General features: G+C 36.3%; 24 protein-coding genes. 20 read left to right on the plus strand and 4 right to left on the minus strand.

The genetic code is table 11. The features are described 5' to 3' along the window. Nucleotides 1–2 precede the first annotated feature (2 nt). Genes E3U55_RS11560 through E3U55_RS11585 form a run of 6 tightly spaced genes read left to right on the plus strand, consistent with a single transcriptional unit; the run spans nt 3 to nt 5370 of the window. Entirely contained in the window at nt 3–758 is a 756-nt protein-coding gene (locus E3U55_RS11560; protein WP_134340642.1) for a YveK family protein, read from the plus strand. Continuing rightward, nucleotides 748–1419 (plus strand): CpsD/CapB family tyrosine-protein kinase, encoded by a 672-nt coding sequence (locus E3U55_RS11565; protein ID WP_228547547.1) that lies wholly within the window; start codon nt 748–750, stop codon nt 1417–1419. Before E3U55_RS11560 ends, E3U55_RS11565 begins: the two co-directional genes overlap by 11 nt. 23 nt (nt 1420–1442) lie before the next feature. Next, complete coding sequence (locus E3U55_RS11570) at nt 1443–2276, plus strand: hypothetical protein (RefSeq protein ID WP_134340646.1); 834 nt, start codon at nt 1443–1445, stop codon at nt 2274–2276. Nucleotides 2277–2286: 10 nt separating this feature from the next. After that, entirely contained in the window at nt 2287–3558 is a 1272-nt protein-coding gene (locus tag E3U55_RS11575; RefSeq protein WP_134340648.1) for an oligosaccharide flippase family protein, read from the plus strand. A gap of 14 nt (nt 3559–3572) precedes the next feature. Beyond that, complete coding sequence (locus E3U55_RS11580; protein WP_134340650.1) at nt 3573–4373, plus strand: CDP-alcohol phosphatidyltransferase family protein; 801 nt, start codon at nt 3573–3575, stop codon at nt 4371–4373. A 52-nt stretch (nt 4374–4425) separates the two neighbouring features. Next, complete coding sequence (locus E3U55_RS11585) at nt 4426–5370, plus strand: LCP family glycopolymer transferase (RefSeq protein ID WP_228547548.1); 945 nt, start codon at nt 4426–4428, stop codon at nt 5368–5370. 150 nt (nt 5371–5520) lie between these two features. Here E3U55_RS11585 and E3U55_RS11590 read toward each other — a convergent pair whose 3' ends face one another. Next, nucleotides 5521–6474: an NAD-dependent epimerase/dehydratase family protein gene (locus E3U55_RS11590; RefSeq protein WP_134340652.1), complete on the minus strand. Its 954-nt coding sequence runs from the start codon at nt 6472–6474 to the stop codon at nt 5521–5523. 186 nt (nt 6475–6660) lie between these two features. On the opposite strand from E3U55_RS11590, the gene E3U55_RS11595 reads away from it, so the two are divergent. Together E3U55_RS11595 and lipA are read left to right on the plus strand one after the other, a co-directional pair. After that, nucleotides 6661–7500 carry a lipoate--protein ligase family protein gene (locus E3U55_RS11595; protein WP_134340653.1) on the plus strand — a complete coding sequence of 280 codons (840 nt, stop codon included), beginning with the start codon at nt 6661–6663 and terminating at the stop codon, nt 7498–7500. Between the two features lie 20 nt (nt 7501–7520). Beyond that, complete coding sequence (gene lipA, locus E3U55_RS11600) at nt 7521–8444, plus strand: lipoyl synthase (protein ID WP_134340655.1); 924 nt, start codon at nt 7521–7523, stop codon at nt 8442–8444. A 225-nt stretch (nt 8445–8669) separates the two neighbouring features. On the opposite strand, the gene E3U55_RS11605 is transcribed toward lipA, so the two are convergent. The 3 genes from E3U55_RS11605 to E3U55_RS11615 form a co-directional block, all read right to left on the minus strand. Beyond that, nucleotides 8670–8954, minus strand: a complete 285-nt coding sequence (locus tag E3U55_RS11605) for a hypothetical protein (RefSeq protein ID WP_134340657.1) — start codon at nt 8952–8954, stop codon at nt 8670–8672. 72 nt (nt 8955–9026) lie between these two features. Further along, nucleotides 9027–9329 (minus strand): DUF3243 domain-containing protein, encoded by a 303-nt coding sequence (locus E3U55_RS11610; protein ID WP_134340658.1) that lies wholly within the window; start codon nt 9327–9329, stop codon nt 9027–9029. 70 nt (nt 9330–9399) lie between these two features. Further along, complete coding sequence (locus E3U55_RS11615) at nt 9400–10971, minus strand: FMN-binding glutamate synthase family protein (protein WP_134340660.1); 1572 nt, start codon at nt 10969–10971, stop codon at nt 9400–9402. Between the two features lie 134 nt (nt 10972–11105). Here E3U55_RS11615 and E3U55_RS11620 point away from each other — a divergent pair, with 134 nt between their 5' ends. The 12 genes from E3U55_RS11620 (at nt 11106) to E3U55_RS11675 (ending at nt 26658) form a co-directional block, all read left to right on the plus strand. Beyond that, nucleotides 11106–12902, plus strand: a complete 1797-nt coding sequence (locus E3U55_RS11620; RefSeq protein WP_134340662.1) for a cation:proton antiporter — start codon at nt 11106–11108, stop codon at nt 12900–12902. A 619-nt stretch (nt 12903–13521) separates the two neighbouring features. Next, nucleotides 13522–14106, plus strand: a complete 585-nt coding sequence (locus E3U55_RS11625; RefSeq protein ID WP_228547549.1) for a TRAP transporter small permease — start codon at nt 13522–13524, stop codon at nt 14104–14106. A gap of 279 nt (nt 14107–14385) precedes the next feature. Next, complete coding sequence (locus E3U55_RS11630) at nt 14386–15669, plus strand: TRAP transporter large permease (RefSeq protein ID WP_134340664.1); 1284 nt, start codon at nt 14386–14388, stop codon at nt 15667–15669. 89 nt (nt 15670–15758) lie between these two features. After that, on the plus strand, nt 15759–16865 hold the full coding sequence (gene dctP / locus E3U55_RS11635) for a TRAP transporter substrate-binding protein DctP (RefSeq protein WP_228547550.1): 1107 nt from the start codon (nt 15759–15761) through the stop codon (nt 16863–16865). Between the two features lie 474 nt (nt 16866–17339). Then, a complete protein-coding gene (locus tag E3U55_RS11640) occupies nt 17340–18137 on the plus strand; it encodes a TerC family protein (RefSeq protein ID WP_134340666.1) in 798 nt (265 codons plus the stop codon). A 104-nt stretch (nt 18138–18241) separates the two neighbouring features. Then, nucleotides 18242–19312 carry a hypothetical protein gene (locus E3U55_RS11645; protein ID WP_134340667.1) on the plus strand — a complete coding sequence of 357 codons (1071 nt, stop codon included), beginning with the start codon at nt 18242–18244 and terminating at the stop codon, nt 19310–19312. A gap of 193 nt (nt 19313–19505) precedes the next feature. Further along, complete coding sequence (locus tag E3U55_RS11650; protein ID WP_134340668.1) at nt 19506–20897, plus strand: L-cystine transporter; 1392 nt, start codon at nt 19506–19508, stop codon at nt 20895–20897. Between the two features lie 498 nt (nt 20898–21395). Next, nucleotides 21396–22631 (plus strand): aminopeptidase, encoded by a 1236-nt coding sequence (locus tag E3U55_RS11655; protein ID WP_134340669.1) that lies wholly within the window; start codon nt 21396–21398, stop codon nt 22629–22631. 139 nt (nt 22632–22770) lie between these two features. Then, the gene (locus E3U55_RS11660) at nt 22771–24021 is read left to right on the plus strand and encodes a helix-turn-helix domain-containing protein (protein WP_134340670.1); all 1251 of its coding nucleotides are present in this window, start codon (nt 22771–22773) and stop codon (nt 24019–24021) included. 521 nt (nt 24022–24542) lie between these two features. After that, entirely contained in the window at nt 24543–25889 is a 1347-nt protein-coding gene (locus tag E3U55_RS11665; protein ID WP_134340671.1) for a sodium-dependent transporter, read from the plus strand. A 48-nt stretch (nt 25890–25937) separates the two neighbouring features. Continuing rightward, a complete protein-coding gene (locus tag E3U55_RS11670) occupies nt 25938–26264 on the plus strand; it encodes a DUF5327 family protein (RefSeq protein ID WP_134340672.1) in 327 nt (108 codons plus the stop codon). Between the two features lie 22 nt (nt 26265–26286). Further along, nucleotides 26287–26658 carry a DUF423 domain-containing protein gene (locus tag E3U55_RS11675; RefSeq protein WP_134340673.1) on the plus strand — a complete coding sequence of 124 codons (372 nt, stop codon included), beginning with the start codon at nt 26287–26289 and terminating at the stop codon, nt 26656–26658. The last annotated feature ends 225 nt before the right edge of the window (nt 26659–26883 follow it).

A 26883-nucleotide genomic window follows, 5' to 3' on the forward strand; every position in this document is an offset into this window, starting at 1 on the left:
AAATGAAAGAAACAATTTCAATTCAAGAAATTTTCCAAACAATAAAAAAGCGTTTCATTTTAATCTTTCTCTTAACGCTGATTGCTGTTTCTGCAGCCGCTGTACTAAGTTATTATGTTTTAGTACCTCAATATCAGTCATCGTCACAATTTATTGTAGTACAAAAGCAGGTAGAAGAGATTCCATATACATTAAACGACCTTAATTCAAATGAGCAACTCATGAATACGTATAAAGAGATTATTAAAAGTCCTTTAATTTTAGAAAAGGTGATCGCTAATTTAAATTTGGATACTACGCCAGACCAACTAACGAAACAAGTAGAAGTGAGAAGTTCGGAAAACTCCAGAGTAGTGACCGTGTCAGCATTAAGTGAGCAACCTGAAGCTGCTGTGACTTTAGCCAACACCGTCGTTAATGAGTTTAAAACAGCCATACCTACTATTCTAAGTGTAGATAACGTACACATCTTATCTAAAGCCAATATCTCTAGGGAACCTGTTAAACCTAGGCCGCTCATAAACATGATTGTAGCTGGCATGATCGGATTAGCAACAGGAGTCGGCTTAGCCATCATGATGGAATTTCTAAATACAAAAGTGAAGACAGAGCGGGATATTGAACAATGCGGGGTCCCAGTATTAGGCACTGTATCAAAGTTTGAGAATGATCCTAACCGTAAGAAAAAGAAGAAGAAAAAAGCAAAACAGAAAAATATAGAACATCTACAGAGAGGAGATGGAGCTTTTGACACGTAAGAAGAAGGACTCGGGTAGCCAGCTTATTGCCATTGATCGAAAGAACAAACAAGGTTCAGAACAGTTCCGTGCTATTCGATCAAACTTAAATTTCTTTTCTGTAAATAAAAATCTAAAAACTTTAGCTGTATCATCACCTAGTTCGGGAGATGGAAAAACCATGACGGCATCAAACTTAGCTATTGTATTTCGTCAAGAAGGGAAGGAAGTGCTTTTAGTTGATACCGACTTACGAAAACCTTCTATTCATCAAACATTCGATGTACCAAATAATTATGGATTAAGTCACCATCTATTAGGAGAAATGAAAGTAGAAGATATCATCACAACTTCTTATCTCACAAGTGTAGATATAATCACCAGCGGCCTGATTCCTCCTAACCCATCTGAGATGTTAAGTTCCCCTCAAATGACGGAATTTATAGAAACAGTTAAAGAGATGTACGATATTGTTATTTTTGATACGCCACCAATCCTGGTTGTTACAGATGCTACAATCGTTGCCAATAAATGTGATGGCGCACTACTTGTTGTTCGTCATAAGAAAAATGAATTAAGTCAAGTAGAACGTGCGCGTGATCAATTAAAAAACGCGGATGCTCATTTAATTGGAGCAGTATTTAATGGGCCGAAAGTTCCGAAAGAGGCTTATTACTATTAAGGAAGATTGAAGGTGATATCACAATGTTAAAAACAAAATATAAGCGTGGCTTGGTAAAGATGGCTGATTATTATGGAACGACAAGTAAAGAAAAGCTAGAAGACGTTGATGTGCAGATTTCTATGAAGAATCTGTTTCCAGGCACTCAACTACATTCTAGCACCGATGAATCACTACACAGTTATGGAAGAACATTGGTTATTGACTTGAATAAATCTGAAGAAGACATTTTTTCAGAAATTCGGAAAAATGCTCGCTACAAAATTAACCGAGCAGCAAAAAGAGATAATGTTCAATTTTGTGCAATTTTTTCACCAACCAATCAACAAATAGATGAATTTGTTGAGTTTTTTAATCAATTTGCCAAAAACAAAAACATTCCTAAATGTATTAAAGGAAAACTACAAGGTCTTAGAGACAAAGACGCTTTAACCATCACTTATGTTAAAGATGAGGATGAAAAGACGTTATGTTATCACGCTTATTTAAGAACTAAAGAATATTGCTCAATGATTCACTCGGCATCTGCACGTTTTGATAATTCACAAATCAGGTCATTGATCGGTCGAGCTAATCGTTACCTTCATTGGGAAGACATCAAAATGTTTAAAGAAAAAGGTCATAAGTGGTATGACTTTTGTGGCTTATTTGTTGATCCGAGCACAGACGATGAGCTAAATCTAAATCGATTTAAAAAAGAATTTGGGGGAATTGAGATAGATGTTGATAAAAAAATATACGCCCATTCCCTCATAGGTAAGGCGGTTGTTTTCTTGTTTAAATGGAAAATGAGAAACAGGCCGGAATATAATCGAGCAAAGCTTATTAAACACCATAATTACTCTCTTGGAAAATGAGGAATAACCTGTGGAAATAAAAAGATTGACGCTTAAAAAGAATGTAACTTGGACCTTGAGCGGGAGCATTGTTTACTCATTGGCGCAATGGTTAATTTTAGTCGTTATTGCCAAAGTAGGCACAGCAGAAATGGTCGGGCAGTATGCCTTAGGCCTCGCTATATCAGCACCCATTATAATGTTTTCTGAAATGAAGCTAAGGATCGCGCTTGTGACAGATGCTAAATCGAGTGTTGATTTTAGTTATTATTTAGGAACGAGAATTGTATGTATGTTGTTTGCGATCGTTGCCATTATCTTATCCATCGTGATATTTGGATATTCCTTTCAGACAATGATGATTGTGTTGCTGATTGGTATAGCGAAAGTGTTTGAATCGCTTAGTGACATTTTCCACGGCCAGTTACAAAAGCAGGAACGAATGGACTTAATAGCTATTTCGGATATGTTAAAAGGAATAATTACAGTTCTCACTTTTGCGTCACTGTTAATATTGACTGAAAGTTTAATTGTGGCTGTGATGGGACAGGTGTTAATTTGGGCGCTCCTACTTATTTTGTATGATTGTTTCATTACTAGAAAATATGTTTCTATTTCACCTAAATTTCATTTTAAAACTGTAAGAGGACTGATACAACTCACCCTTTCTTTAGGGACAATGGCGTTACTTAGTTCAATTAACACAAATATACCAAACTATATGGTTGAACATTTTCTAGGGAAAGAAGAATTAGGTTACTTTGCAGCCATTGCCTATATTTTGTATGCAGGAAATCGTTTAGTAGATTCAATCAGGCAACCTGCTACACCTAGATTAGCCAACCTGTTTGAACGGAAAGATATGAAAGCATTTCGGAAACTACTTTTTGGTTTATTACTTGTTGGGTTATTCATAGGAATAGTAGGGGCATTGGTTGCCTATATGTTAGGCAGTTTCCTGTTAACAGTGATTTATACAGCTTCATACGCAGACTATTCAGGTTTATTTTTGATCATTATGCTTGCTGGTCTGTTTAGTTATCCAACGAAATTTTTAGATGCCGCACTAAATTCAACCAGGAGTTTTAAAATACAACCTTATTTAGCTTTAGGTTGGTTGGTAGTAAGTTTAAGTAGCTGCTTATTATTAATCCCATCATTTGGTTTATATGGAGCAGCTTTTGCTGTTGTCATTGGTTCGTGTGCCAAATGTATAAGTTACAGTATCGTTTTATTTTTGGTTATGAGAAAAGCTAGGAAGTTACACAATCAGATTTTGGAAACAGCTGCAATAACGGTATAAGGGAGCTAATAGGTTTGAAAATTAGTGAAGTGAAAAAGAGTCTAAAAAAAGATCCACCATATTCGTATTATTCAGCTCTTCAGAGGCGAATGGGCTTAATCGTTACTTGGGTATTACTCAATGCTTTTCCTTCTGTATCAGCTAATACGATCACTGTTTTAATGCTGCCTTTAAGTCTTATGGCTTCTGGGGTGTTATATTATGCAATCCTTAACGCTAATTTGACCTTACTTATATTGGTTTTCTTTTTATCTGTTTTTATTTACGTATTGGATGGCGTGGATGGCAATATTGCAAGATTTAAACGAACCACCTCCATTCAAGGCGTTTACCTGGATCGGCTGGTTCACAATATTACAGGACCTATCTTTTTCTTAGTGGTTGGTTTTGCAACGTACGAGATAAGTGATGACATTTTTTACCTACCTTTATTTATAGGTATAGCCATCTTTAGTGAGCTGTCACCGTTAGATGTATCTCAAAAAGACGTTGAAGCTTTATTTATTAGACAAGCAGTTCATAAACAGACGCTAAATTACGAGTTTTCTATTCACAAAAAATCTGATAAGGCATGTGGGGCAAAGCTCATCAATCATAAAGGCCGATTAAATAAATTCATTAAATCCATTTTAACAATTGATGGGTTTTACATTTCTCTAATTATAGATGTGTGGGTGTTTCAAAACCAATTTTATTTTACGGCCTTGCTCGGGGTGATTTATATACTCGGTAAAATTTATGTGAGATCTAACACCACAAAATGGGAAAAAGAACTTATTGAAGTTCTTGAAAAATTAAATGTAAAAGAAAGTTGACTTCGTGGTTGATGCAGGTAGGTTAAATAATACGATGAAGCGGAGGTTTAACATGTCTCCTTATCCACCACGTCATGCAAAGCATAAAAAGAAGAAGGTTTGGTTATGGGTGATTCTATTAGTGCTAATCGTTTCACTCTTAATCTTTCTCTCATATTCTTTCTATTTATATAAGCAAGTCGAAACGGTAGTCGCTACGATGTACAAGCCATTAGAAGATTCTGAGCTAAACAAAAGTAATGTCAATCGTTTATTAGCAGATCAAGAGGTCATTAATGTCCTATTACTCGGTGGCGATGAGCGGGATGGAGAGTCTGTCAGCCGTACAGATTCAATGATCTTTGCATCTGTTAATCCAAAGTCTAACCAAATCTTAATGTTTAGTATTCCGCGTGATACCTATGTAGAAATTCCGGGTTACGGAATGGATAAAATTAATCATTCTTATGCATTCGGTCAAGAAGAGTTGACCATAAAAACTGTTGAGAACTTTCTGGATGTTCCTATACACTTTTATTTTAAAATCAATATGGAAGGTTTTGAAGATGGAGTCGATGCGGTAGGAGGAGTGACAGTAACTAATACGTTTGAATTCAGTTATGGTGGCTTTGAATTTCCTAAAGGAACATTACATTTAAATGGGGAAGAGGCGCTAGAGTTTACTCGAATGCGTGATGTTGATCCGAATGGTGACTTTGGAAGAACAAGCCGGCAAAGAGAAGTCATCAAAGCGATGATTGGGAAGGTTGTATCATTTGAATCATTTACAAGAATTAATGAGGTTTTGTCCGTGATCGAGGATAATGTCAAAACCAATATGCAGCTAAGTCAAATGAAGGAACTTTATTTAAGTTATAGAGGGGCCAGGAAAGAAATCGCAACTGAACACATCGAAGGTTCTGGCGAAATCATTGACCAGGTATGGTATTACGTTTTGACTGATGAAGAAGTTGAGAGAATACGTGGAGTAGTGAAAGAACATATTCAAGAGGAATAGACAAACAAGTCGATCCTAGGCTTGTTTGTTTTTTAGTGCCTCTAAGCTAGAGTTTTTCTTAAAAATTAGAAATAAGCTGTTGAAAGTTCGTAATAAAAAAGTACTCCCACATAGAGCGGAAGTACTTTTAAACTTATAGATGAGGCTTCCTCATGATATTTTATTTGAACGTCCTATGAGTTCTAACGAGTCTCCATATTGATGAAACCATTGAAATGTCAATTTAAGTCCAAAGCGAAGGTCGCGCTCAGGTTTCCAATGGAGAGCTTGTCTTAACTGAGTGTTATCTAATTGTGAATGATTAATATCACCTGGCCTGGACTCATAATGGTCGACACCTTTGATTAGACTTATGCGGTCTAGCTCATAAATCAGATCATTAATGCTGTGTCTCGTATTATTAGACAAGTTATACACACCAGATAAGTCATATTGGACGCCGAGGTATAAGGCATCTGCTACATCTTGCACGAAGATAAAATCTCTTGTTTGTTCACCATCACCGAATACTGGTAACCTCTCGCGCTGTAAAATTTTTCTGATGAAGACTGAAATCACACCACCTTCACCTATATTGCTTTGTTTAGGTCCATAAACATTAGAAAACCTTAAACATAAAGTGTCCAGATTAAATAATTCAGTCCACTTCTGACAATAAATTTCGCCGATGTATTTGTTAATGCCATAAGGAGAAAGCGGGTTGCAAATTTCCAGTTCATTAATTGGCAGGTTTTGATTGTCCCCATAAACAGCTGCTGTTGAAGCAAAGACCACTTTTTTTACATGATATTTTTTGGCTAAACCTAAAATGTTAGCTAAACCGAATACGTTAGTTTTAGCATCCATTTGTGGGTGATCAATGGACTCGCTAACATTGACCTGGGCCGCTAAGTGAATAACCACATCAAATTGTTCCTCTCTAAATACATGATCACATGAAGGGCTTTCGATACTCATATTATGAAATTGATGTTTGAATTTCACATTATTTTTATCACCGGTCGAAAGGTTGTCCATAATATGAACATCATGACCATGATTATAGAAAGTTTCAGCGACATAGGAACCAATAAACCCATAACCACCTGTAACTAATACTTTCAAAAAATCACCTCGTCAATTAATTAATTACTTTATATCTATGCGCAAACATTCATTAATAGAATTGGTATAGAAAAAATATTTTTAATAGAGTAAAAAATATATGTATCAGTGTATTTTTTGCTTATGACTTGTTAAGATGATATTGTTAGAAAAAATTTCTGTGAAATAAAAAGTGAGTGTATCAACATGACAAAAGAAACTTGGTATTTTATAAACACGGGTACACATGATGCGGCTTATAATATGGCATTTGATGAATGCTTGTTAAATTGGCACAGCAAAGGGGAAATCCCACCAGTATTACGCTTTTATACTTGGGAACCTGCGGCAATGTCAGTAGGATATTTTCAAAAAGTCGATGGAAAGATACATATAGAGAACGTTAATCAGCATGGTTTTGATTTTGTTCGTCGACTAACGGGTGGTCGTGCGGTTTTACATGACCATGAATTGACTTACAGTGTCGTCGTTTCAGAGGATCACTCCAAAATGCCTAAAACGGTAACAGAAGCTTATCGAGTGATTACGAAAGGATTATTAGAAGGTTATCGTAATCTAGGAATCGATGCAGATTTAGCCGTACCTGAAGGGAAATTACAACAAACAGGCTCTGCAGTTTGTTTTGATGAACCATCTTGGTATGAGTTAGTTATTGGTGAGAAAAAAGCTGCTGGCAGTGCACAGACTCGTAAACAAGGGGTCATTTTACAACATGGTTCAGTGCCTATAAGCATGAATAATGATGTGTTATTTGATTTATTCGCTTACCCTAATGAAAAAGTGCGAGAGCGGGCAAAGGCAAAGTTTCAAGAGAGAGCAACTACAATGGAAGCTTACTTAGGGAGAAAATTATCGCTGGAAGAAGTTGAAGATGCCTTTTACAAAGGGTTTGAAAAGGGCTTGGATATAGAGCTGAAGCCGTATGAATTAACGGCTGAACAAGAGCAGGAAGTGCAAGAACTTGCGAGGGAAAAATACGTAACAGATGAGTGGAATTTGTCTTCAAGTAAGAAGCGGGCTAATTAAACTTTTAAGGGGTGGAACGGATGACGAAAAAAAATGAATACGTCAGAAAACCTGAATGGTTAAAAATTAAGTTAAATACGAACAAAAACTACACGGGCCTTAAGAAGATGATGCGTGAGAAAAATTTACATACAGTATGTGAGGAAGCACGTTGCCCGAATATCCATGAATGCTGGGCAGTAAGAAAAACGGCTACTTTCATGATACTTGGTAAAGTGTGTACACGTGGTTGTCGTTTCTGTGCGGTTAACACAGGACTGCCTACAGAAATAGATTGGCAAGAGCCACAGCGTGTAGCTGAATCAGTAGAAATCATGGGTCTTCGTCACGCTGTAATTACAGCTGTTGCTCGTGATGATTTGAAAGACGGTGGAGCAGGTGTGTTTGCTGAAACTGTAAAAGCGGTTCGCGAGCGTAACCCTGGAACAACGGTTGAAGTTTTACCTTCAGATATGAAAGGTGACTATGAAAGCTTAAGAATGTTAATGGATGCGAAACCTGATATCTTTAACCACAATATCGAAACGGTTCGTCGCTTAACACCGACTGTGCGTTCGAAGGCAACTTACGATCGCTCATTAACTTTATTGAAGCGCGTAAAAGAAGTTGCTCCTGACGTTCCGACAAAATCAAGTATCATGGTTGGTTTAGGCGAAACAAAAGAAGAAATCCTTGAAGCAATGGATGATTTACTAGCTCATAATGTTGATATTTTAACAATTGGCCAGTATTTACAGCCAACACGTAACCACTTAAACGTGGTACGTTACTACGAGCCAAGTGAATTTGCGGAGTTACGTAAGATTGCTTTCCAAAAAGGGTTTAAACACTGCCAATCAGCACCATTAGTTCGTTCTTCTTACCATGCGGATGAGCAGGTAAGTGAAGCGGCTAAACGTCGTCGTGAACAGTTTGAAGAAAATTATATGAAAAACCCATCATAATATGAGAAAAACCGTTAGCTGCTAAGTCAGCTAACGGTTTTTTTTAGCTAAATTTCAGTAAAAAATAACATGACTCCATTAATCGGGAAAACAACTCAATTAATAAAAGGTCGCACTCCATTAATAGCCAGGCTAACTCCATTAATCACGATTACAACTTCATTAATCTCCTTTCAAACTCTATTTAACCCAAACAAAAAAACCTCAATCAAATTGAGGTCCAGGTTAAAAAGGATAAGCAATAACAAGTATAATAGTGATGATGGTGGCTGAGGAGGTAGCAAGTGCTTTCCCCCAGTAAGATGGCTTATTGATTTTTCTAAGTAATAAGTAGTTAAACCCTAAGAACACTAGACTGCTTATTGTTAAGGTTAGGATAGCTTCTAAAGAAAGTAAGTTCATCGGTTCACCCCAGCTAAAAGCAACCCATAGAAACAAAAATAAATAGTAAGAAAATACGCCAATAAGGACATTTACTAAATAGAAAATGAAAGCCTTAGCTTTATTCAAATGATCACTCCCAAGAAAAAAGTTCAGTTGTTATTTTAATATTAACAACTGAACTTATTTTCATCTACATTGTTATGAATTTGTTTGTTGGGCGAATTTAACTAAGATGTGGGAAAGGTGTTCTTTTTCGGTGTCATTAGAAACCTTCCACAATTCTTTGAGTAAATATTCTTCTCGGTTTCTAGGGCTTTCATGAGAAGCTAGGAAATCACCAACACCTTTGGCTGCTTTTGTTAACGCTTCATCACTTAGGCCGAGTTTCTCTCCTGTTTCAATTTTGTTTCCTAGATAATCTTTAAAATACTGAAAGTTTTCTAGAATTTCATCCTTTTTCTCATCGCTCATTTTTGACATGTGATTATTAAGGTTGGACATTACTGAATCTCTCCTTTATTTAGGATTCATTATTCAAATTCCCTTAATAACCTAAGTTTAAAACATGTCTCTATTTTTCGTTTGTCATCAAATGGTTTTCGTAGATGACGTCATATAAGTCTTTGTAAGAAACATGCTCATCTTTAAACTCTGTTGGAGATTCTAAACCGGCTGCAGCTGCAATGTTAAATAAACCTTCACGTACCGATACAACATAATTGGTAACTCTGTACGATTTCTCTTCAATATCTAAAGCCTTTTGTAACTTATCATCTGTTGTCGCGACACCAACTGGGCAATGGTTAGTATGGCATACCTGCGCCATAATGCACCCAACAGTTATCATGAATGCTCGTGCGACTTGAACTAAATCTGCTCCTAAAGCAAGAGCGATCGCTATTCGATCTGGAGTAAACAATTTGCCTGAAGCAATGATTTTGACTTGGTCACGTACACCTTGATCAATTAATGCTTGGTTTAAAATGGGTATCGCTGATTTGATAGGGAGTCCGACACTATCGGCAAGCTCTTGATAAGTAGCACCAGTACCTCCTTCGCCGCCGTCAACTGAGATGAAGTCAGGAATCTTACCAGTTTCTTTCATCGCGATAGCGAAGTCTTCAACATCTCGCTGTTGGCCGATTACAATTTTTACGCCTACAGGCTTTCCTGAAACTTCTCTAATCTGATCAATAAAATCAAGCATCGTATACGGATCGCTAAATTCTTTAAAACGGTTTGGACTGTCCACAGTCTGGTAGGGCTCTATATTACGAATTTTTGCTATTTCAGGCGTTACTTTTTCGGCTTCGACGTGTCCGCCACGGGTTTTTGCCCCTTGAGCTAATTTGATTTCAAACGCTTTTACCTGTTCGATTTCAGATTTTCTTTTAAGTTCTTCCCAGGAAAATTCACCATCTTTGGTACGAACACCAAATAACCCTGGACCAATCTGCATAATCAGGTCGACATTCCCACTCAAGTGATAGTCGGAAACGCCACCTTCACCTGTATTCATCCAAGTACCACCAGCACGCCCAAGACCTTTTGATAGAGCGGTAATGGCATGACTCCCGAGTGCGCCGTAACTCATGCCTGACATTCCTATTAAACCTTTAACATGAAAAGGATTTTTACATCTTTCTCCAATAACGACTGTATACTCGTCGTTAAGGTAATAAGGATCAATTTCTTTTTTCTTTCGATACTCTTTACGTGAAAAGAGGTATTCTTTTTCGATATTATAAGCATAGGACTCAATATGAGGTTGCTGTTCAATAGCTAGCTCTTCTTCTAATTTAGGGAACATAGCATTCTTTATGTAGTACCCTGGTGCATCATAATCTCGTTGTGATCCAAAACCCACTAAACGATGTTTATATTTAGCTGGTAAAACGATATTTTGATAGTCTTTTCTTGAAAAAGGCTTTCCGTCATTATCTTCTGTAAAAAGGTATTGTCTAAGTTCCGGACCAATACTTTCAAAGAAGTAGCGTATCCTACCTACTAGTGGATAGTTCTTTAAGACCGAATGACGTTTTTGGTTCCGGTCGACAAAATAGCTATAGAGCATGAAAAACCCCGGTAGAATAAGTAAGAAGAAAATAATTATTAATAAAAGTAATGAAACAATTTCAGACATTGACTCCCCTCCCAAAGCAATATATAATTTCAATCATGAAATTCAAAAATGACTGAATAAATTTAAGTGATATTGTAAATATACCACATCTTTATATGAGTCAATCAGACCATCACGAAAGAGAGGTTTATTATATGGAAAGTTTATTGTTTATTTTAATGTTGATTGGGGCTCTTGGTGTCATCTCTCAATGGTTAGCATGGCGTTTTCGTATGCCCGCGATCGTCGTCATGTCCGTGATGGGTTTATTAGCTGGTCCGATCCTTGGCCTGATTAATCCTCAAGAAGACCTAGGCGGTATGTATGGGCCTTTGATTTCCATAGCAGTAGGTATCATCCTATTTGAAGGTAGTTTGAATTTAGACTTTCGTGAGATTAAAGGGTTAGGTAAACCTATATTCCGTATCACGACAATAGGTGCGTTTTTAGCGTGGATATTTGGCTCATTAGCCGCACACTATATTGCTGGTTTATCATGGGCGGTAGCATTTGTAATTGGTGGTATTTTTATTGTGACCGGTCCTACAGTAATTTTACCTTTATTACGGCAAGCAAAACTTAAACCAAGACCAGCTGCCATATTAAAGTGGGAAGGAATTATAGTTGATCCATTTGGAGCATTAGTTGCCGTTTTTGCATTTGAATTCATTAAATTTTTAACTATGGATACAGTAACTTTTGCGACAGTTTTAGCTTTCTTAGCCGGTTCACTACTTGCTGTGGCTATCGGTGCGTTTTTTGGATATGGAATTGGCTGGATGTTTGAAAATGGCTATGTACCAGAGTTTTTAAAGTCCTCTGTCGTCCTTGCCAGTGTCATTATGGCGTTTGCTCTAAGTGACACAGTTATGCATGAAACAGGGTTACTTGCTGTGACAGTCATGGGGATGACGATTGCTAATATGCACATATCATCGATTGGTGATATGCGTCACTTTAAAGAAAATATCTCAATCTTACTGATATCAGTCATATTCATCATGTTGACTGCATCATTAAACACAGAAACACTTTTGTCTATTTTTGATTGGCATATCATTGTATTCATTTTGATAATGCTATTTGTTACGCGACCTTTAAGTATTTTCTTATCTACGGTTAATACTGATTTAACATTTAAAGAAAAATTATTGGTCGGCTGGATTGCGCCTCGCGGGATAGTCGCTTTAACCGTTTCGGGGTATTTTGCTAGTGTGTTATTAGAAGCTGGCTTTGAAGATGCAGAAATTCTAACATCATTAACCTTTGGGTTAGTGTTTGGAACCGTTGTAGCACACGGTTTTTCAATAGGTTTTATCGCAAAAAAACTTGGCTTATCAATTGAGAGTAAACCAGGTGTGTTAATAGTAGGTTCAAGTAAATTTTCAGCGAACTTTGCAAAAGTCTTAGAAGACTTGAATATCCCTGTATTAATCAGTGATTCATCTTGGAGTCGTTTGTCGCACGCCAGGCGATTAGGCGTTCCTTATGAGCATGGAGAAATCCTGTCTGAGCAAACAGATTATCAAATCGATTTAACACCATATGAATATATGATTAGTTTAACGGAATATGACTCGTACAATACACTGATCAGTTCAACGTTTATGCCATCATTCGGCAGAGAGCATTTGTATCAATTGCCACTGCAAGTGAATCAAGGAGATCACCTTGAAGATGTAAGTAAGCACATCAGTGGCCAAATTCTATTCGAAATGAACATGAACTGGAGTGTATTAAATGAAAAAATAAATAATGGTTATTTATTTAAAAAGACGACCATTACAAATCAATACACTTTTGACCAATATCTACAAGAGTTAGATAAAGACAGTGTATTATTAATGATTCACCGCAAATCAGGCCATATTAACTTCTTTTCTCCAAGCGGAGAAATTCGTCCGGAGAACGGAGACATCGTTATTAGTTTACAAAAACCTGTACAAAATTAATCTCAGGCACCAATCAATATTTATGTTGGTTGGTGTTTTTTTATTTAAAACAGGTGCAAAAATTTAATTAACAAGCGATAAATATTACTAAGTATGTGGAGTAGATATCAAGCGTAGTTAAAATACGTAGACTCCTTTGAGAAAAACACGAGCTGAAGATCCCGCAATTAAGCGCTTTTTGCTTGCCGAGGAAGCTGAAGGCATACTCACGGAAAGCAAAGAGTTTTTGACGAAGCGTGATATTATTTATGATTAGATGTTTCAGGAAACAGATAAGAATATTCCAAAAGAAGTTTAGAAGGTATTTTATGTGGGTATATAGAAGTAGGTGCAGAGCATCAAATATTTTGATGATATAATAATTATCATTATATTAAACATAAACTTACATACGTATCCTTGAATTGTGAGTATTTTTATCTAATCGCGAGTATTTTAAAATATAAGAGAGAATAATAATTTTGTGACCAAAACAAACATGTAATAGAAAAGATTTTACATTTATATCCGTTAATACGAAGTTTGTATATACAGGTTTGTATTCGATATTATTAAATAGAGGACTCATGGGATTTTTACATATTTACGATAGATGATCCGGTTCGGAGGGAGGAAAAAAGTGAATAAAGTTAAAAGTGTATTCAACAAAGTTGATCGAGCTTTTATGAAATTGGAAGAATTCCTTTTAAGCTTTTCAATCATTTTAATTTCAATCATGATTGTTGGAAATGTATTCGCTCGTGAACTTTTTGATTCAGGTGCCTTCTACTTTGCTTATGAAGTAAGTAAGTTTGCAATCATCATTACCACATTCTTAGGAATTAGTTATGTTGCTCGAAAAGGCCGTCATATCAGCATGTCTGCTTTTTATGACTTTGCACCTATGAAAGTAAGAAAAGTTATGATGATTATCATTAATCTTGTAACAGCAGCAGTGATGTTTGTGTTAGCTTACTATACTTATGGGTTTGTGATGGCTGAGTATGAAAGTAATGCGATTACTACATCATTACAACTACCACGTTATTTAATGTATATTTTCTTACCAATAGGCTTCTTTGTAACTGGTGTTCAATTCCTTCGTAACACATTTGTGAATTTCACTAAAAAGGCAAAAGATAAAGTTTACTTAGGAACTGATGCAGTAGATTACAACGATGAAAAAGATAAGGAAGTTAAATTAGAAGATATTTCGTCTGTTTAAAATATGAGAGTTGTTAAAGATCGTTGATAAGTTAAGTGGAATATTTTTATACGAAATGCGAAAGGCGGCGACTCCTGGTCGACTAAAACCGGCCACGTCCTGCGCCTGCGATTACTCGGCGCAAATTAAAACAAAGAAGTAATGCAAGTAGCATTTGTGGACAACGTTGACACTTGACCGTCCAGGTCTTCGGAAAGCGTCCGCCTGTAGCGATTCGCAGAATCAACATTAACATAGCTAAAATTTAGAAAAATAAAATGAGTTGGAAAGGACCTTAATATGTTAGCTACATTATTGTCTATAATGATCGTCTTCCTATTTTTAAATTTTCCAATGATGATCCCGTTAATATTAGGGCCATTACTCGTCATGTTTATTTATAACGGAGACAAATTAGATCTATTAATGAATACATTTATGAAACAGCTCTTAACGGGTATTGAGTCACCAGTTTTATTATGTGTACCTTTATTTATATTTGCAGCTGATATTATGACAGCAGGGAAAACGTCCCAAAGGTTACTGGACTTTGTAGGGTCGTTTATTGGACATATCCGCGGTGGATACGCTGTTACAACAGCAGCATCATGTACTATGTTTGGTGCAATTTCTGGTTCCACTCAAGCGACCGTTGTTGCAATTGGTCGTCCGATGAGGGAGCGTTTACTTAAAAATGGTTATAAAGATTCTAGTGCTATGGCACTCATTATTAATTCAAGTGACGTAGCATTATTAATCCCACCAAGTATCGGGATGATTATATATGCTTTAGCTGCAGGTCAAGGAGTTTCTGTTGGTGATTTATTTATCGCAGGTATTATTCCAGGTCTGATTGTATTTTTAGCATTTGCTATATACAGTATTATTTATGCAAAAGTTAAAAATTTGCCTTTGGCTCCAAAAGCTAGTTGGAAAGAAAGGTTTCATTTCTTTAAGAAAGCTTTATTACCTTTGGGTTTCCCAGTCTTAATTGTTGGAGGAATCTACCAAGGGTGGTTTACACCTGTAGAAGCATCAGGTATTTCTGTTCTGTACGCATTAATTTTAGAGGTTCTAATTTTTAGAACGATACCTTTTACACGAATACCCAAAATTGCTTTATCTACAGGTTTAGTAACATCTGCGGTATTTATACTTGTTGCCGGTGGACAGATGTTTACTTGGGTTTTAGGTTACGCTAGAATTCCACAGCAAATTACTGAAGCTGTGTTGGGTACTGATCCAAGCCAATTATATGTCTTAGCAATTGTAAGTATCTTCTTCTTTATTGGTTGTATGTTTGTGGATCCGATTGTAGTTATTTTAATACTAACTCCAATCTTTGTTCCGGCAGCTCAATCTGCTGGGATCGATTTGATACACCTTGGAATTATCATTACATTCCAAGCAGCCTTAGGTTCTGCAACACCACCGTTTGGAGTCGATATCTTTACAGCCAGTGCGGTGTTTAAGAAACCGTATCTCGAAGTTATTAAGAGTACACCGCCATACATTGCAATGTTATTGGTGATTGGGGTATTACTAATATTGTTCCCACAATTATCATTAGCGTTAATTAATTAGTTATAAAGTGAGTTTTTTAACCACTTTAAATAAAATATTTCAAAATTACTTAGGGGGTAATTATTATTTTTAACAAGAAGTTTCTCTTAATGTTAGTTGCCATTTTATCGCTAAGCTTAGTACTAGCGGCATGTGGCGGAGATGACAATGAAGACACTGGAAACAACGAAGAAGGTCAAGAGGAAAGCGAAAATGATTCTGGAGACAGTGGATCAGAAAGTGCAAGTGATGTTGAATACGAAGAGCAAGAATGGGAATTCGTAACGGAAGAATTAAAAGGCCAAGTTCAGTATGAATATGCTGCAGAATTTGCTGATCGTATTAAGGAAAAAACAAATGGTAAAATTACTGTAACACCTTATGAATATGGTGCTTTAGGTAGTGAGGTTGACCAGGCACAGCTATTACAAGATGGCGGTGTACAAATGGCAGTAATGTCACCTGGTTTCACAGGTGGTCAGGTACCAGATGGTCAGATTTTCTCATTACACTATTTCTTCCCGGCAGATCCGAAGTTAACACAAGAAGTACTTAACACAAGTGAAGCTCTAAACAAAGACCTAAGAGCTAAATATGAAGAACATAGTATTTCACCATTAGCTTTCTGGAGTGAAGGTTCAATGGCGTGGACGAGTAACGTAGGTATTGAGAAACCTTCTGATTGGGAAGGCCTAAACATGCGTGTACAGGAATCACCACTAATGAAGAAAACTTATGATGCTTATGGTGCATCAGTTCAGTCATTAAGCTGGGGTGAGCTTTACACAGCACTAGACCGTGAAACTGTTGACGCACAGGAAAACCCTGTTTTCTTCATCGAATCAGCTAGTTTCCACGAAGTACAAGATACACTTACTATTTCTCGTCATAACAACTATATCGCTATGACAACAGTGAATACTGAGTGGTATAACGGTTTAGGCGATGCTGAGAAACAATTAATTGATGAAACAGTTGAAGAAATGCAAAGCTGGGTATTTGAAGAGCAGAAGAAGCAAAACGATGCAGGACTTGAAGCAATTAAAAATGATTCTGAGTATGACACTAAAATTATTGAGCTAACAGATGAGCAAATTGCAGAATTCAAGAAGGTTGCAGAACCTGTACATGAGTACTACAAGAATGAAGTTGAAGGTATCGATCCTGCAATTTATGACAAGTTAAAGAAAGAAATTGAAGAAGTTTCAGGAGAGTAATCTATTAAGTGAGACCTGGTAAAGTTAAAGCTTTACCAGGTTTTTTATTTTGTGACTGTGTTGCGAATTATTTGACAATACATAGTTATATACATATAATAAAATTAACATCTAAATATTCCCTAAAGGGGAGTAGCTTATTACGATATAGTCGTCATGACGAGATACAAATATCTCCGGCTATTTCGGCAACGTACGTTTAAGTTGTAAGCGAGACCTTTACGTAAACGCATCTGTTTTCGTAAAGGTTTTTTTATATTTAATTGTAATGAAGCCATTACCGTATGCGTTTGCGGTAATGGCTTTTTTTAATACTGAGTACCTTAAATCAATTGACAGAGTAAAGGGTCCTCAAAAAGGGAATATGAATTGTATCATGATAAGCTACAAAAAATGATTTATTTTTATGATATATTTCGGTATAAAAAAGCCTGATTTGTTATTAAACTATAGGGGTAAGGAGCGATCGGAAACATGGATACAGCACTATTATTAGAATATGGTTGGGTATTACTTGTACTTATTGGATTAGAAGGTATTTTAGCGGCAGACAACGCATTAGTTCTAGCAATCATGGTTAAACACTTGCCGGAGAAACAACGTAAGAAAGCATTATTTTACGGTCTTTTCGGAGCTTTCGTTCTAAGGATAGGTTCTTTATTTATTATTTCGTTCTTAGTTGATGTATGGCAGGTTCAAGCTTTAGGTTCTCTATACTTACTGTATATCGCAATCAATCATTTAGTTAAAAAATACGTAAAGAAAAGAGAAAAGAAAACACCTGAAGAAGCCGATGCTGAAAGAGATTCAAAAGGATCAGGCTTCTGGATGACAGTCGTTAAAGTAGAGTTTGCTGACATTGCTTTCGCTGTCGATTCTATTTTAGCAGCAGTTGCTTTAGCAATGGCATTACCTAATACACCATTACCTCAAATTGGCGGTATGGATGGTGGTAAATTTAGTGTCGTTCTTTTAGGTGGACTAATCGGTGTAATCATCATGCGTTTTGCAGCAACTTATTTTGTGAAACTGCTAAAGAAACGACCTGGCTTGGAGACAGCAGCTTTTATTATTGTAGGTTGGGTTGGTGTTAAGTTAGCTGTCATTACGCTTTCTCACGAAGATATAGGTTGGATCCCTTATGATTTTGCTCATTCAACGCTTTGGAAAGCGACATTCTACATTATCCTTGTCATCATTGCTGTAATTGGCTGGTTCTCATCGAGCAAAGAGGATGATGAAGACGAAGTTAATCCGTTAGATAAAGACTAATAATAATTTAGTTAGGAAGAACTAATCTCTTTTTAGGGGTTAGTTCTTTTTATTTTGGAAAAAACATATACTAATATAACGACTAATACTGAGGGAGGCCAAACATGAGAAGAACTTACTTCTTGGGTGGGACAACAGCAAAAGGCTATTATCGTTTTTATGATGAACTTATATCTAATTTAGACAGAGTGTTGTATATAGAAGGCGGATTTACTTCAATTGTGCACCCAATGCTTAATGAAATAGTAAAAACTTATGAGAAGGACTATGAAGTTGGCTGTGTTTATAATCATATAGAACCCAATCAATTAGAAGCGGTAGTCATACCAGAAAAACGACTGGCAATTATAGATCGAACAAAGGTGGGAAATAAGAAATTAGCTTTTCCTAAACTGCTGGAAAATCTGATTTACATTGGTGAAGGCTATGATTATGAATACTTAGCTAAACACAAAGACTATTTAATCCAAGTACGTGAAGAAGTCAAAAACTATTATCAAAGAGCAATCAATCATTTTGAAAATGGATTAAAGTATCATGAAGAAGTTGAAAAAATATATATTCAGTTTTTGAATGTCGATAAAGCCAATAAAGAGACTGATGTTCTGATTAGGCGCATTTTTAGAGCAAGTTGGTTAAATAAAAAATCAACAGTTGTAAACAGATATTTAGGTGCTGCTACACCTGATGGACCAATAGATTTTGTGCTGGATTTAACTCAAGATGTTGAAGAACGGATTTTTATTAAGGGGCGCTCAGGAACTGGTAAATCTACGATGCTTAAGAAGATTGTGAAAGAAGCAGAACAAAGAGGTTATGACGTTGAAATTTATCATTGTGGATTTGACCCTGAAAGTTTAGATATGATTATCCTTCGTGAACTAGGATTAGCGATTTTCGACGCAACAGCACCGCATGAACACGAACCTCAACGCTCAAATGATGAAATTTATGATGTCTATGAATTATTTATTGATGGTAATCCCGATCAAGATTATCAAGAACAAATATTAGAGTTAAAAGGAAAATATAAAAAGGAGACCAAGAAAGCCACGAACTGTTTGAAGTCTATACAAGATCGACAAAGAGCATTCGAAACGGTTTACAAAAACGCTTTAGATGAAGGATTTTTGAAAGGTGTTATTGCAAGGATAAATAATTGGATAGAGTCTTAAAGAAAGCAACTAAACCAGTCGAAATGAATAACGTTTTGGCTGGTTTTTTAAATTCAAAATGACTGAATAATTGTACTATTAAATTTGAAAACCTTCTCATTGACTTCGCTAATAAATCATAATATAGTAATAAAGTCGAGTAACCTTATAGGTATTATCAAATATAAATATAACATATGAAAGGGGAATACAAATGTTATTAATTTTAAACATAATCATCATGTTGTTATTGCTTACTGTTTTATTTCAAATGCAAAAGAAACATATCACTTTTAGTAAGAGAGTTTTTACTGGATTAGGCTTAGGGGTGCTGTTAGGAATTTTTCTTCAAATTGCCTATGGTTCAGACAGTAATGTAGTATCAAGTACAACCGATTGGTATTCATTAGTAGGGTCAGGCTATATTCGCCTGCTAATGATGATCGTCATTCCACTAGTTATGGTATCCATCATAAAAGCCATTACTAATTTAGAAAAAACTTCACAGTTAGGTAAAATGTCTGGATGGATTATCGGAATACTTATTGGTACTTCTATGATCGCCGCCGTTATTGGGGTGGGTACGTCAGTTGCCTTTGATTTAAATGCTGATCAAATTGAAGCTGGCCAATCTGAAGAAGATCGTGGGATGTATTTAGAAGATCGATTAGGCGATGTACAGAATATGTCAACACCTGAGCGTATTCTAGCGTTTATTCCTACAAATCCATTTCAAGATATGACAGGTGATCGTGCAACATCTACGATTGCAGTTGTTATTTTTTCAGCATTTATCGGCATTGCCGTACTAGGACTAAGACGTAAAAGGCCGGAACAAGCCGAAATGTTCACTAAAATGATAGACGCAGTTTATGGTGTAGTTATGCGCATTGTAACACTTATCTTACGTTTAACACCGTATGGTATTTTAGGTCTGATGGCTAACACAGTAGCACGAACAGATGTAGGTGGAATCATAGAACTGTCTAAATTTGTTGCGGCGTCTTATGTAGCACTACTCATTATGTTTGTAATCCATTTATTATTAATTAGCTTCTCGGGATTAAACCCTCTAACATATTTGAAAAAAGTATTGCCAGTACTAGGATTTGCTTTTACATCACGATCAAGTGCGGGTACGATACCGCTTAATATTCAAACGCAGAAAAACAACCTGGGTGTACCTGATGGGGTAGCGGATATGTCGGCTTCATTCGGGGCAACTATTGGTCAAAATGGCTGTGCAGGTGTCTATCCTGCTATGTTAGCAGTCATGATTGCACCAACTGTTGGAATTAACCCATTGGAACCAAGCTTCTTACTCATGCTGGTATTAATCATTGGTATTAGTTCATTCGGTGTAGCTGGAGTTGGTGGTGGCGCAACATTCGCAGCACTTATCGTACTATCAGCAATGGATCTGCCAGTTTATTTAGCGGGACTATTAATCTCAATTGAACCACTAATTGATATGGGTCGTACAGCGCTAAACGTAAACGGCGCCATGACTTCAGGTACCATTACTTCAAGGGTATTAGGTACTCATAACAAAGATCGATTCAACGATCCAAGTGCCAACCAAATTGATATGTCAGAGGTATCTTAAAGTACAACAGCTCCTCATTAGAGGGGCTGTTTTTTTTAATAAGCTATGAAATTGCTGAAATTCAAATAAAAAATAAAGTAACTGCATTAATCAAACAAGTAACTCCATTAATCAAAAACTCAACTCTTTTAATCACGATACAAACTCCATTAATTAGTGCGCTTATTTCAGGATTTCTATGCAAGAAGAGGGGGCCCACTATTATTTAATAAGTAAATTCTATTAAAAAGTAAAGCTACTTCGTTATTAATGAATGTAACTCCATTAATCGTAAGTCCAACTCAATTAATCGAAAGCTGCACTCTGTTAATCAGGTACATAACTCCATTAAACGGACCAGTCACTACATTAATCCAAAAAATAGAGATACTTCTAATTTTAATTAGCTCGAATATTCTCATTAAATAATCAAAAAGTCTTAGGTTTACCAAGTAATAACTTTTTTTACTTACCAAAATATGAAATAATAGAAGAAAAGTGATCGAGGGAGTGTCAAATATGATTCCAACAAAAGAAGAATTAGAGAAGTATGCAAAATTGACAGTAGAAAAAGGTGTTAACATCCAAAAAGGACAAGCACTAGCAATTAATGCACCCATTGAAGCAAGAGAGTTCGTACACTATGTAGTTGAGGCTGCATATGATGCAGGTGCTGAAGGTGTACGTGTTGATTGGTCCGATGAAGTATTAACTCGCAAAAAATATGACCGTGAGCCACTACATATTCTGGAGAATGTACCTGAGTGGGTTGTTGAAAAGCAAGTAAGTCACGTAAAAGATGGTGGAGCAGTGTTATCCATCTATGCGCCAAACCCAGATTTATTAGAAGGTGTTGACCCTGAACGCGTGGCAAAAGCATCAAAAGCATCAGGTCAGGCTTTAAGTGAGTACAGAAGTTACATGATGAACGATCGCGTCCAATGGTCAATCGTATCTGTACCAACTGAAAAATGGGCAAACAAAATTTACGATGGAAAAGAAACTGAAGAAGCTGTCACAGCTCTTTGGGAACAAATTTTCTCAATCGTTCGTGTCGATCAGAATGATCCAATTGAAGCTTGGAACAAACATAATGCAACGTTATATAAAATTCGCGATTATTTAAATGATAAAAAATATCATGCACTAGAGTATCAGTCAGAAGGTACGAAACTTACAGTTGAACTACCAGATGGCCACGTATGGTCTGGCGGTGGCGCTGTTGCTGAAAACGGTGCAGAATTCAACCCGAATATGCCTACTGAAGAGGTGTACACAGCACCACACCGTGAAGGAATTAATGGAACGGTAACGAACACTAAACCATTAAACTATAATGGGAACTTAATAGACGGTTTTAAACTAACTTTTAAAAATGGTAAAGTGACTGACTATAAAGCTGACAAAGGCGAAGATACCTTAAAGCATTTATTAGATACGGATGAAGGTGCAGTTCGTATTGGTGAAGTGGCATTAGTGCCTCATTCCTCACCAATCTCTCAGTCAGACTTAATTTTTTATAATACGCTATACGATGAAAATGCATCTTGTCACCTGGCATTAGGTGAAGCTTATCCGACGACGCTTAAAGGCGGAGATAAAATGTCTCAGGATGAGTTAAGAGAGAATGGATTAAATACAAGCTTAATTCATGAAGATTTCATGATTGGCTCAGCAGATTTAACGGTCTATGGTGTGACTAAAGATGGTAAAAAAGAAGCAATCATCGAAAACGGTGATTGGGCTATTGTATAGTAATTAAATAGAAAAAGATAAGTACGGCGAGTCTCCCTGTGGAGGCTTGCTGTAACTTAATAAAAAAAGAAGCGTCTCATTTTAAACGGCCAGAGTCCAATGGTGCCTTTTAAAAAGAGCTAGAAAAGAAGGTAGAATTATGAGTTTAGTTGGGAAGATGATTAAGTGGCATAGAAATGATCAAGGCATGACCCAAGAACAATTAGCTGAGGGGATTTGCTCTGTCACTCAATTAAGTAAAATTGAAAATAATCAAATACCAGCTAATGATGATCTGTTATTAGCTATCGCAAATCGCTTAAACATACCGAAAGAAAAAGTGTTAAATACAGTAGATCCTTCATACATGTCTCTGATCAATAAGTGGTTGAATGAAATACATGAGTATAACTTGCCAGGTGCTCAGGAAACTTTTGAGCAACTAAAGAAATGCTCACTGGAAGATGAACCTTATGATGTGGAATTTCTATATTATTTGGCTTTATTTGGTTATCTTTTAATAACTAACCAACCCAAAAAAGCAGACAAAATTCATCGCCATATAAAAACGTATGAGGATATTTTTGAAGATGTCGCTCCTTATAGTTTTCATAAGTTTTATGGTGAGTTCCTTAAGAATAAAGGGCTTTATATTGATGCATTGAGACATTTAAAAGAAGCTGAATGTATTCTTCAGGATATTGAAGACCCTGAACTTTTAATGCTATTGGCAATAGTAAATAGTCACTTAGAAAATGTATTAAGCTCGAATCGGTATGCGCGTCTAGCTTTGAAAAAGTTTCAAGAAAAATTATTCTATTCAAGAATAATAGAGTGCGAAATCATTTTAAGCGCTAATTATACGTTTATTCATGAATTCTCGATGGCAAAAGAACAACTTAATCGTTTAGTTAAACTAATAGATGAAAAGTTAGATCCTCGTTCAGTCGTTAAAATTTACTTCCACATCGCTTTAATTCATTGTTTAAAACGAGAGCTTGATGAAGCAGAGAGATTGCTTAAATATTCTTTAAGCGTTGATACTGATGAGACAGAGTTGATTCATTCTCGCTATTTAATTTCTCATATGTATTATTTAAAAGGCGACTTGAAACAAGCGAAGCAATATATTGAAGCAGGTCAAAAGTTTGCTGAGGAATACGCACTTGATTACTACTTAATGAAATTTAAAGTTTTAAATTATTTAGTAGAAGATGAAAAAGAAGTTCTAATAGATTATTTAAACAAACGCGCGATTCCATTCCTGCGTGTGACAGGACAAGCTTTTGATATGAAATATTATCAACAGTTGCTTGGTATTTTATATTATAAATTGAAAAAGTATAAAAAAGCAGCTGAGATTTTAATTGTCGCTGATTCCCGCCGAGAACAACTGATGGACTTCAAATAATGCAAAAAAATGTATAATTCAAGATAAAATTTTTAAAATTTTCAAAAAATACTCCACAAATTACCTTTTTTTGTGTATAATGAAGTTGGTTGTGGTTCTTCAAAGTTTACTTACATATGTCATATTTTGTTGACAACAAGAATATATTAGTGGTGGGTATCTATTTTTGTAGGTGTGGGGAGGAACTAATTAATGCATAAGTATGATAGGTTTGTCAACAAGTTTGAGACAAGACTAGGAAGAGACCTCTGTCCTAAAGAAAAGGACTTTGTATGTTGGGTGTGGGAGAAACATAAAGGTGAAATCAAAGTAAAAAAATAGAGAAAGAATAATTTTAGCACTGCTTTTAACAGGCGGTGCTATTTATTTTGTTTAATGGGCAAAATAAATTTTAACTGCTCAAACCCCGTTATCGCAGTGGAGTTATGTGTTAATACTGCAATTCGTTAAAATTTACCCTTTATTGATAGCGTTACCATATGCTATAGTTATAAAAATTAACAAAAATGAGGTGTTTCAGCATGAATCAAAATCAAGACCAATGGAAAACCAGAATTGGATTTATGTTAGCTGCCATGGGTTCTGCTGTGGGGTTAGGTAACATTTGGCGTTTTCCATATGTGACAGGAGAGTTAGGTGGCGCTACATTTCTAATGGTTTACCTAGCCTTTGTCTTCCTAATTGGTATTCCGTTACTACTTAATGAGTTTAGCATAGGTAAAGCAGGTCAAAAGGATGCGGTTGGTTCCTTTAAAAACTTAGCACCTAATACTAAGTGGCACTGGACAGGCTTTATGGGAGTTGTTGGTGGAATCTTAATTTTAAGTTTCTACAGTGTCGTTGCAGGTTGGTCTTTATTTTATTTATATAAATATATTACAGGTGCTTACTGGACCGAACCAGATGCCGGTTTCGGCGCTGTGTTTGGAGAGTGGATTGCGAATCCACTTTATCCATTACTGTGGCAAGCTTTATTCCTAGGTTTAACCTTATTTATAGTTATCCGTGGAATTAAAGGTGGAATTGAAAAAGCGAATGTCATATTAATGCCTGGATTAGCATTACTAATGATTTTTATGGCTGGTTATGTATTGACGTTAGACGGTGCAGTCGAAGGATTAAAATTTTTATTTCAGCCAGACTGGTCACAATTAAGTAATCCAAAACTTTATTTAACAGCTTTAGGTCAGGCTTTCTTCTCGTTGAGTATCGGTGTTTCTGGTATGTTAACGTATGCAAGTTATTTAAAATCAAAAGATCGATTGCCTGCAGCTGCGATTGGCGTCGGTGTGATGGATACAATCTTTGCCGTGATTGCAGGTATTATGATTTTCCCGGCTGTGTTTAGTTTTGGTCTTGAAGTAGGTTCTGGTCCACCGCTAGTTTTCATTACGTTACCTACTATTTTTGCTAGTATGCCTATGGGTAATATTGTTGGTGTCGTGTTCTTCGTTTTACTAGCAATGGCTGCTTTGTCATCAGCTGTATCATTACTCGAATTACCAGTATCGTTCTTTAAGCGAACGGTTGGTATGTCGAGAAAAGCGGCGACATATCTATGTACAATAATCATCTTTGTACTTGGTATTGCTTCATCATTAGGCTTCGGCATCTGGAGCGGTGTCACTTTTGGCGACCAAAATATCTTAGGCATGATTGATTATGTAACTGCTAATTTCGTTATACCGTTTGGTGCGCTACTTATGGCATTTTTTGTAGGTTGGTATTTGGACAAGAGTCAAGCGCGAAAGAATAGTGAAATCCAAAGTAGTGCCATGTTTAATATCTGGTACGTCATTATCAAATATATCGTACCTATTATTTTAATTTTGATTGTTGTTGCTAATTTATTTAATATGACTGTGTAAACCTTAGGTGCTATACTAGAGTTAGTTCGATAATATAGGAGGATCAAGATGGGTGTTTCATATAATGCGATTATCCGTCAGATGAAGAATGAATTAAAAAACTTAGATGATTCGACATCAGATCAACATGTTATGGCTAAAATGCATGTGATTAAATCACTAGCTGATGTGGTTATTAATTCATATGAAGAGGTTGGCTATGAAACGTCTGACCTGGAAAACTTAGAACCAAAAGTTGTGGAACCCACACAATCAACTCCATCGATGAGTGATGCAGAAGCTCGCATGATGGGATTTAAACCTAAACAGAAGAATAATTCTGAACATCGATTGGATGAAGATGACGCAAATGGTGAATCCATCTTTGATTTTTAACTCGTATTAAAGGGGAATGAATATGAAAGCTTTATTATTAATTGGAGTTATTAACGGATTCCTCGCTGTAGCTCTAGGAGCCTTCGGTGCACATGGATTGGAAAGTAAATTAAGTGAAAAAATGCTTGCTACTTGGGAGAAAGCCGTTCAGTATCAAATGTTTCACACAACTGCAATCTTCATTACAGGTATTTTGATGCTGCGTTTTGACAGTTCAATGCTCACATCGGCAGGTTGGACATTTTTAGTAGGAATCATTTTATTCTCAGGTAGTTTGTATATTTACTCAGTTACAAGTATTAAAACCTTCGCCATGATTACACCAATTGGAGGGCTAGCCTTTTTAATCGGTTGGGTGCTTCTTGGAATAGGCATCATGAAGATGGTTGGATAGTAATTTGAAGAGACAGTCTAAAAAGGCTGTCTCTTTTTTGGTGGCGGATAGGACGTCATTACTGGCGGATAGAAGTGCTAATCTAGCGGATAGCAGTATGTTACTAGCGGATAGTGAACTTCTGTCAATAAAATGGACATTTTTCACCCTTAGTTTGGCGAACCTATTTTTCTTCCGCACGACGTTGAAAACGTCGCTTGGAGGCCCTGCCATGAAACAATCGTT

This window comes from Filobacillus milosensis (genome assembly GCF_004402015.1).
Lineage (GTDB): Bacteria > Bacillota > Bacilli > Bacillales > Alkalibacillaceae > Filobacillus > Filobacillus milosensis.

Excerpts from the sequence above, each read along its gene's own strand:
- E3U55_RS11650 (WP_134340668.1), top strand. The coding sequence starts at position 19,506 with ATGTTATTAATTTTAAACATAATCATCATGTTGTTATTGCTTACTGTT.
- lipA (WP_134340655.1), top strand. The coding sequence starts at position 7,521 with ATGACGAAAAAAAATGAATACGTCAGAAAACCTGAATGGTTAAAAATT.
- E3U55_RS11585 (WP_228547548.1), top strand. The coding sequence starts at position 4,426 with ATGTCTCCTTATCCACCACGTCATGCAAAGCATAAAAAGAAGAAGGTT.
- E3U55_RS11630 (WP_134340664.1), top strand. The coding sequence starts at position 14,386 with ATGTTAGCTACATTATTGTCTATAATGATCGTCTTCCTATTTTTAAAT.
- E3U55_RS11595 (WP_134340653.1), top strand. The coding sequence starts at position 6,661 with ATGACAAAAGAAACTTGGTATTTTATAAACACGGGTACACATGATGCG.
- E3U55_RS11675 (WP_134340673.1), top strand. The coding sequence starts at position 26,287 with ATGAAAGCTTTATTATTAATTGGAGTTATTAACGGATTCCTCGCTGTA.
- E3U55_RS11615 (WP_134340660.1), bottom strand. The coding sequence starts at position 10,971 with ATGTCTGAAATTGTTTCATTACTTTTATTAATAATTATTTTCTTCTTA.
- E3U55_RS11670 (WP_134340672.1), top strand. The coding sequence starts at position 25,938 with ATGGGTGTTTCATATAATGCGATTATCCGTCAGATGAAGAATGAATTA.
- E3U55_RS11655 (WP_134340669.1), top strand. The coding sequence starts at position 21,396 with ATGATTCCAACAAAAGAAGAATTAGAGAAGTATGCAAAATTGACAGTA.
- E3U55_RS11645 (WP_134340667.1), top strand. The coding sequence starts at position 18,242 with ATGAGAAGAACTTACTTCTTGGGTGGGACAACAGCAAAAGGCTATTAT.
- E3U55_RS11570 (WP_134340646.1), top strand. The coding sequence starts at position 1,443 with ATGTTAAAAACAAAATATAAGCGTGGCTTGGTAAAGATGGCTGATTAT.
- E3U55_RS11610 (WP_134340658.1), bottom strand. The coding sequence starts at position 9,329 with ATGTCCAACCTTAATAATCACATGTCAAAAATGAGCGATGAGAAAAAG.
- E3U55_RS11665 (WP_134340671.1), top strand. The coding sequence starts at position 24,543 with ATGAATCAAAATCAAGACCAATGGAAAACCAGAATTGGATTTATGTTA.
- E3U55_RS11660 (WP_134340670.1), top strand. The coding sequence starts at position 22,771 with ATGAGTTTAGTTGGGAAGATGATTAAGTGGCATAGAAATGATCAAGGC.
- E3U55_RS11640 (WP_134340666.1), top strand. The coding sequence starts at position 17,340 with ATGGATACAGCACTATTATTAGAATATGGTTGGGTATTACTTGTACTT.
- E3U55_RS11560 (WP_134340642.1), top strand. The coding sequence starts at position 3 with ATGAAAGAAACAATTTCAATTCAAGAAATTTTCCAAACAATAAAAAAG.
- dctP (WP_228547550.1), top strand. The coding sequence starts at position 15,759 with ATGTTAGTTGCCATTTTATCGCTAAGCTTAGTACTAGCGGCATGTGGC.
- E3U55_RS11620 (WP_134340662.1), top strand. The coding sequence starts at position 11,106 with ATGGAAAGTTTATTGTTTATTTTAATGTTGATTGGGGCTCTTGGTGTC.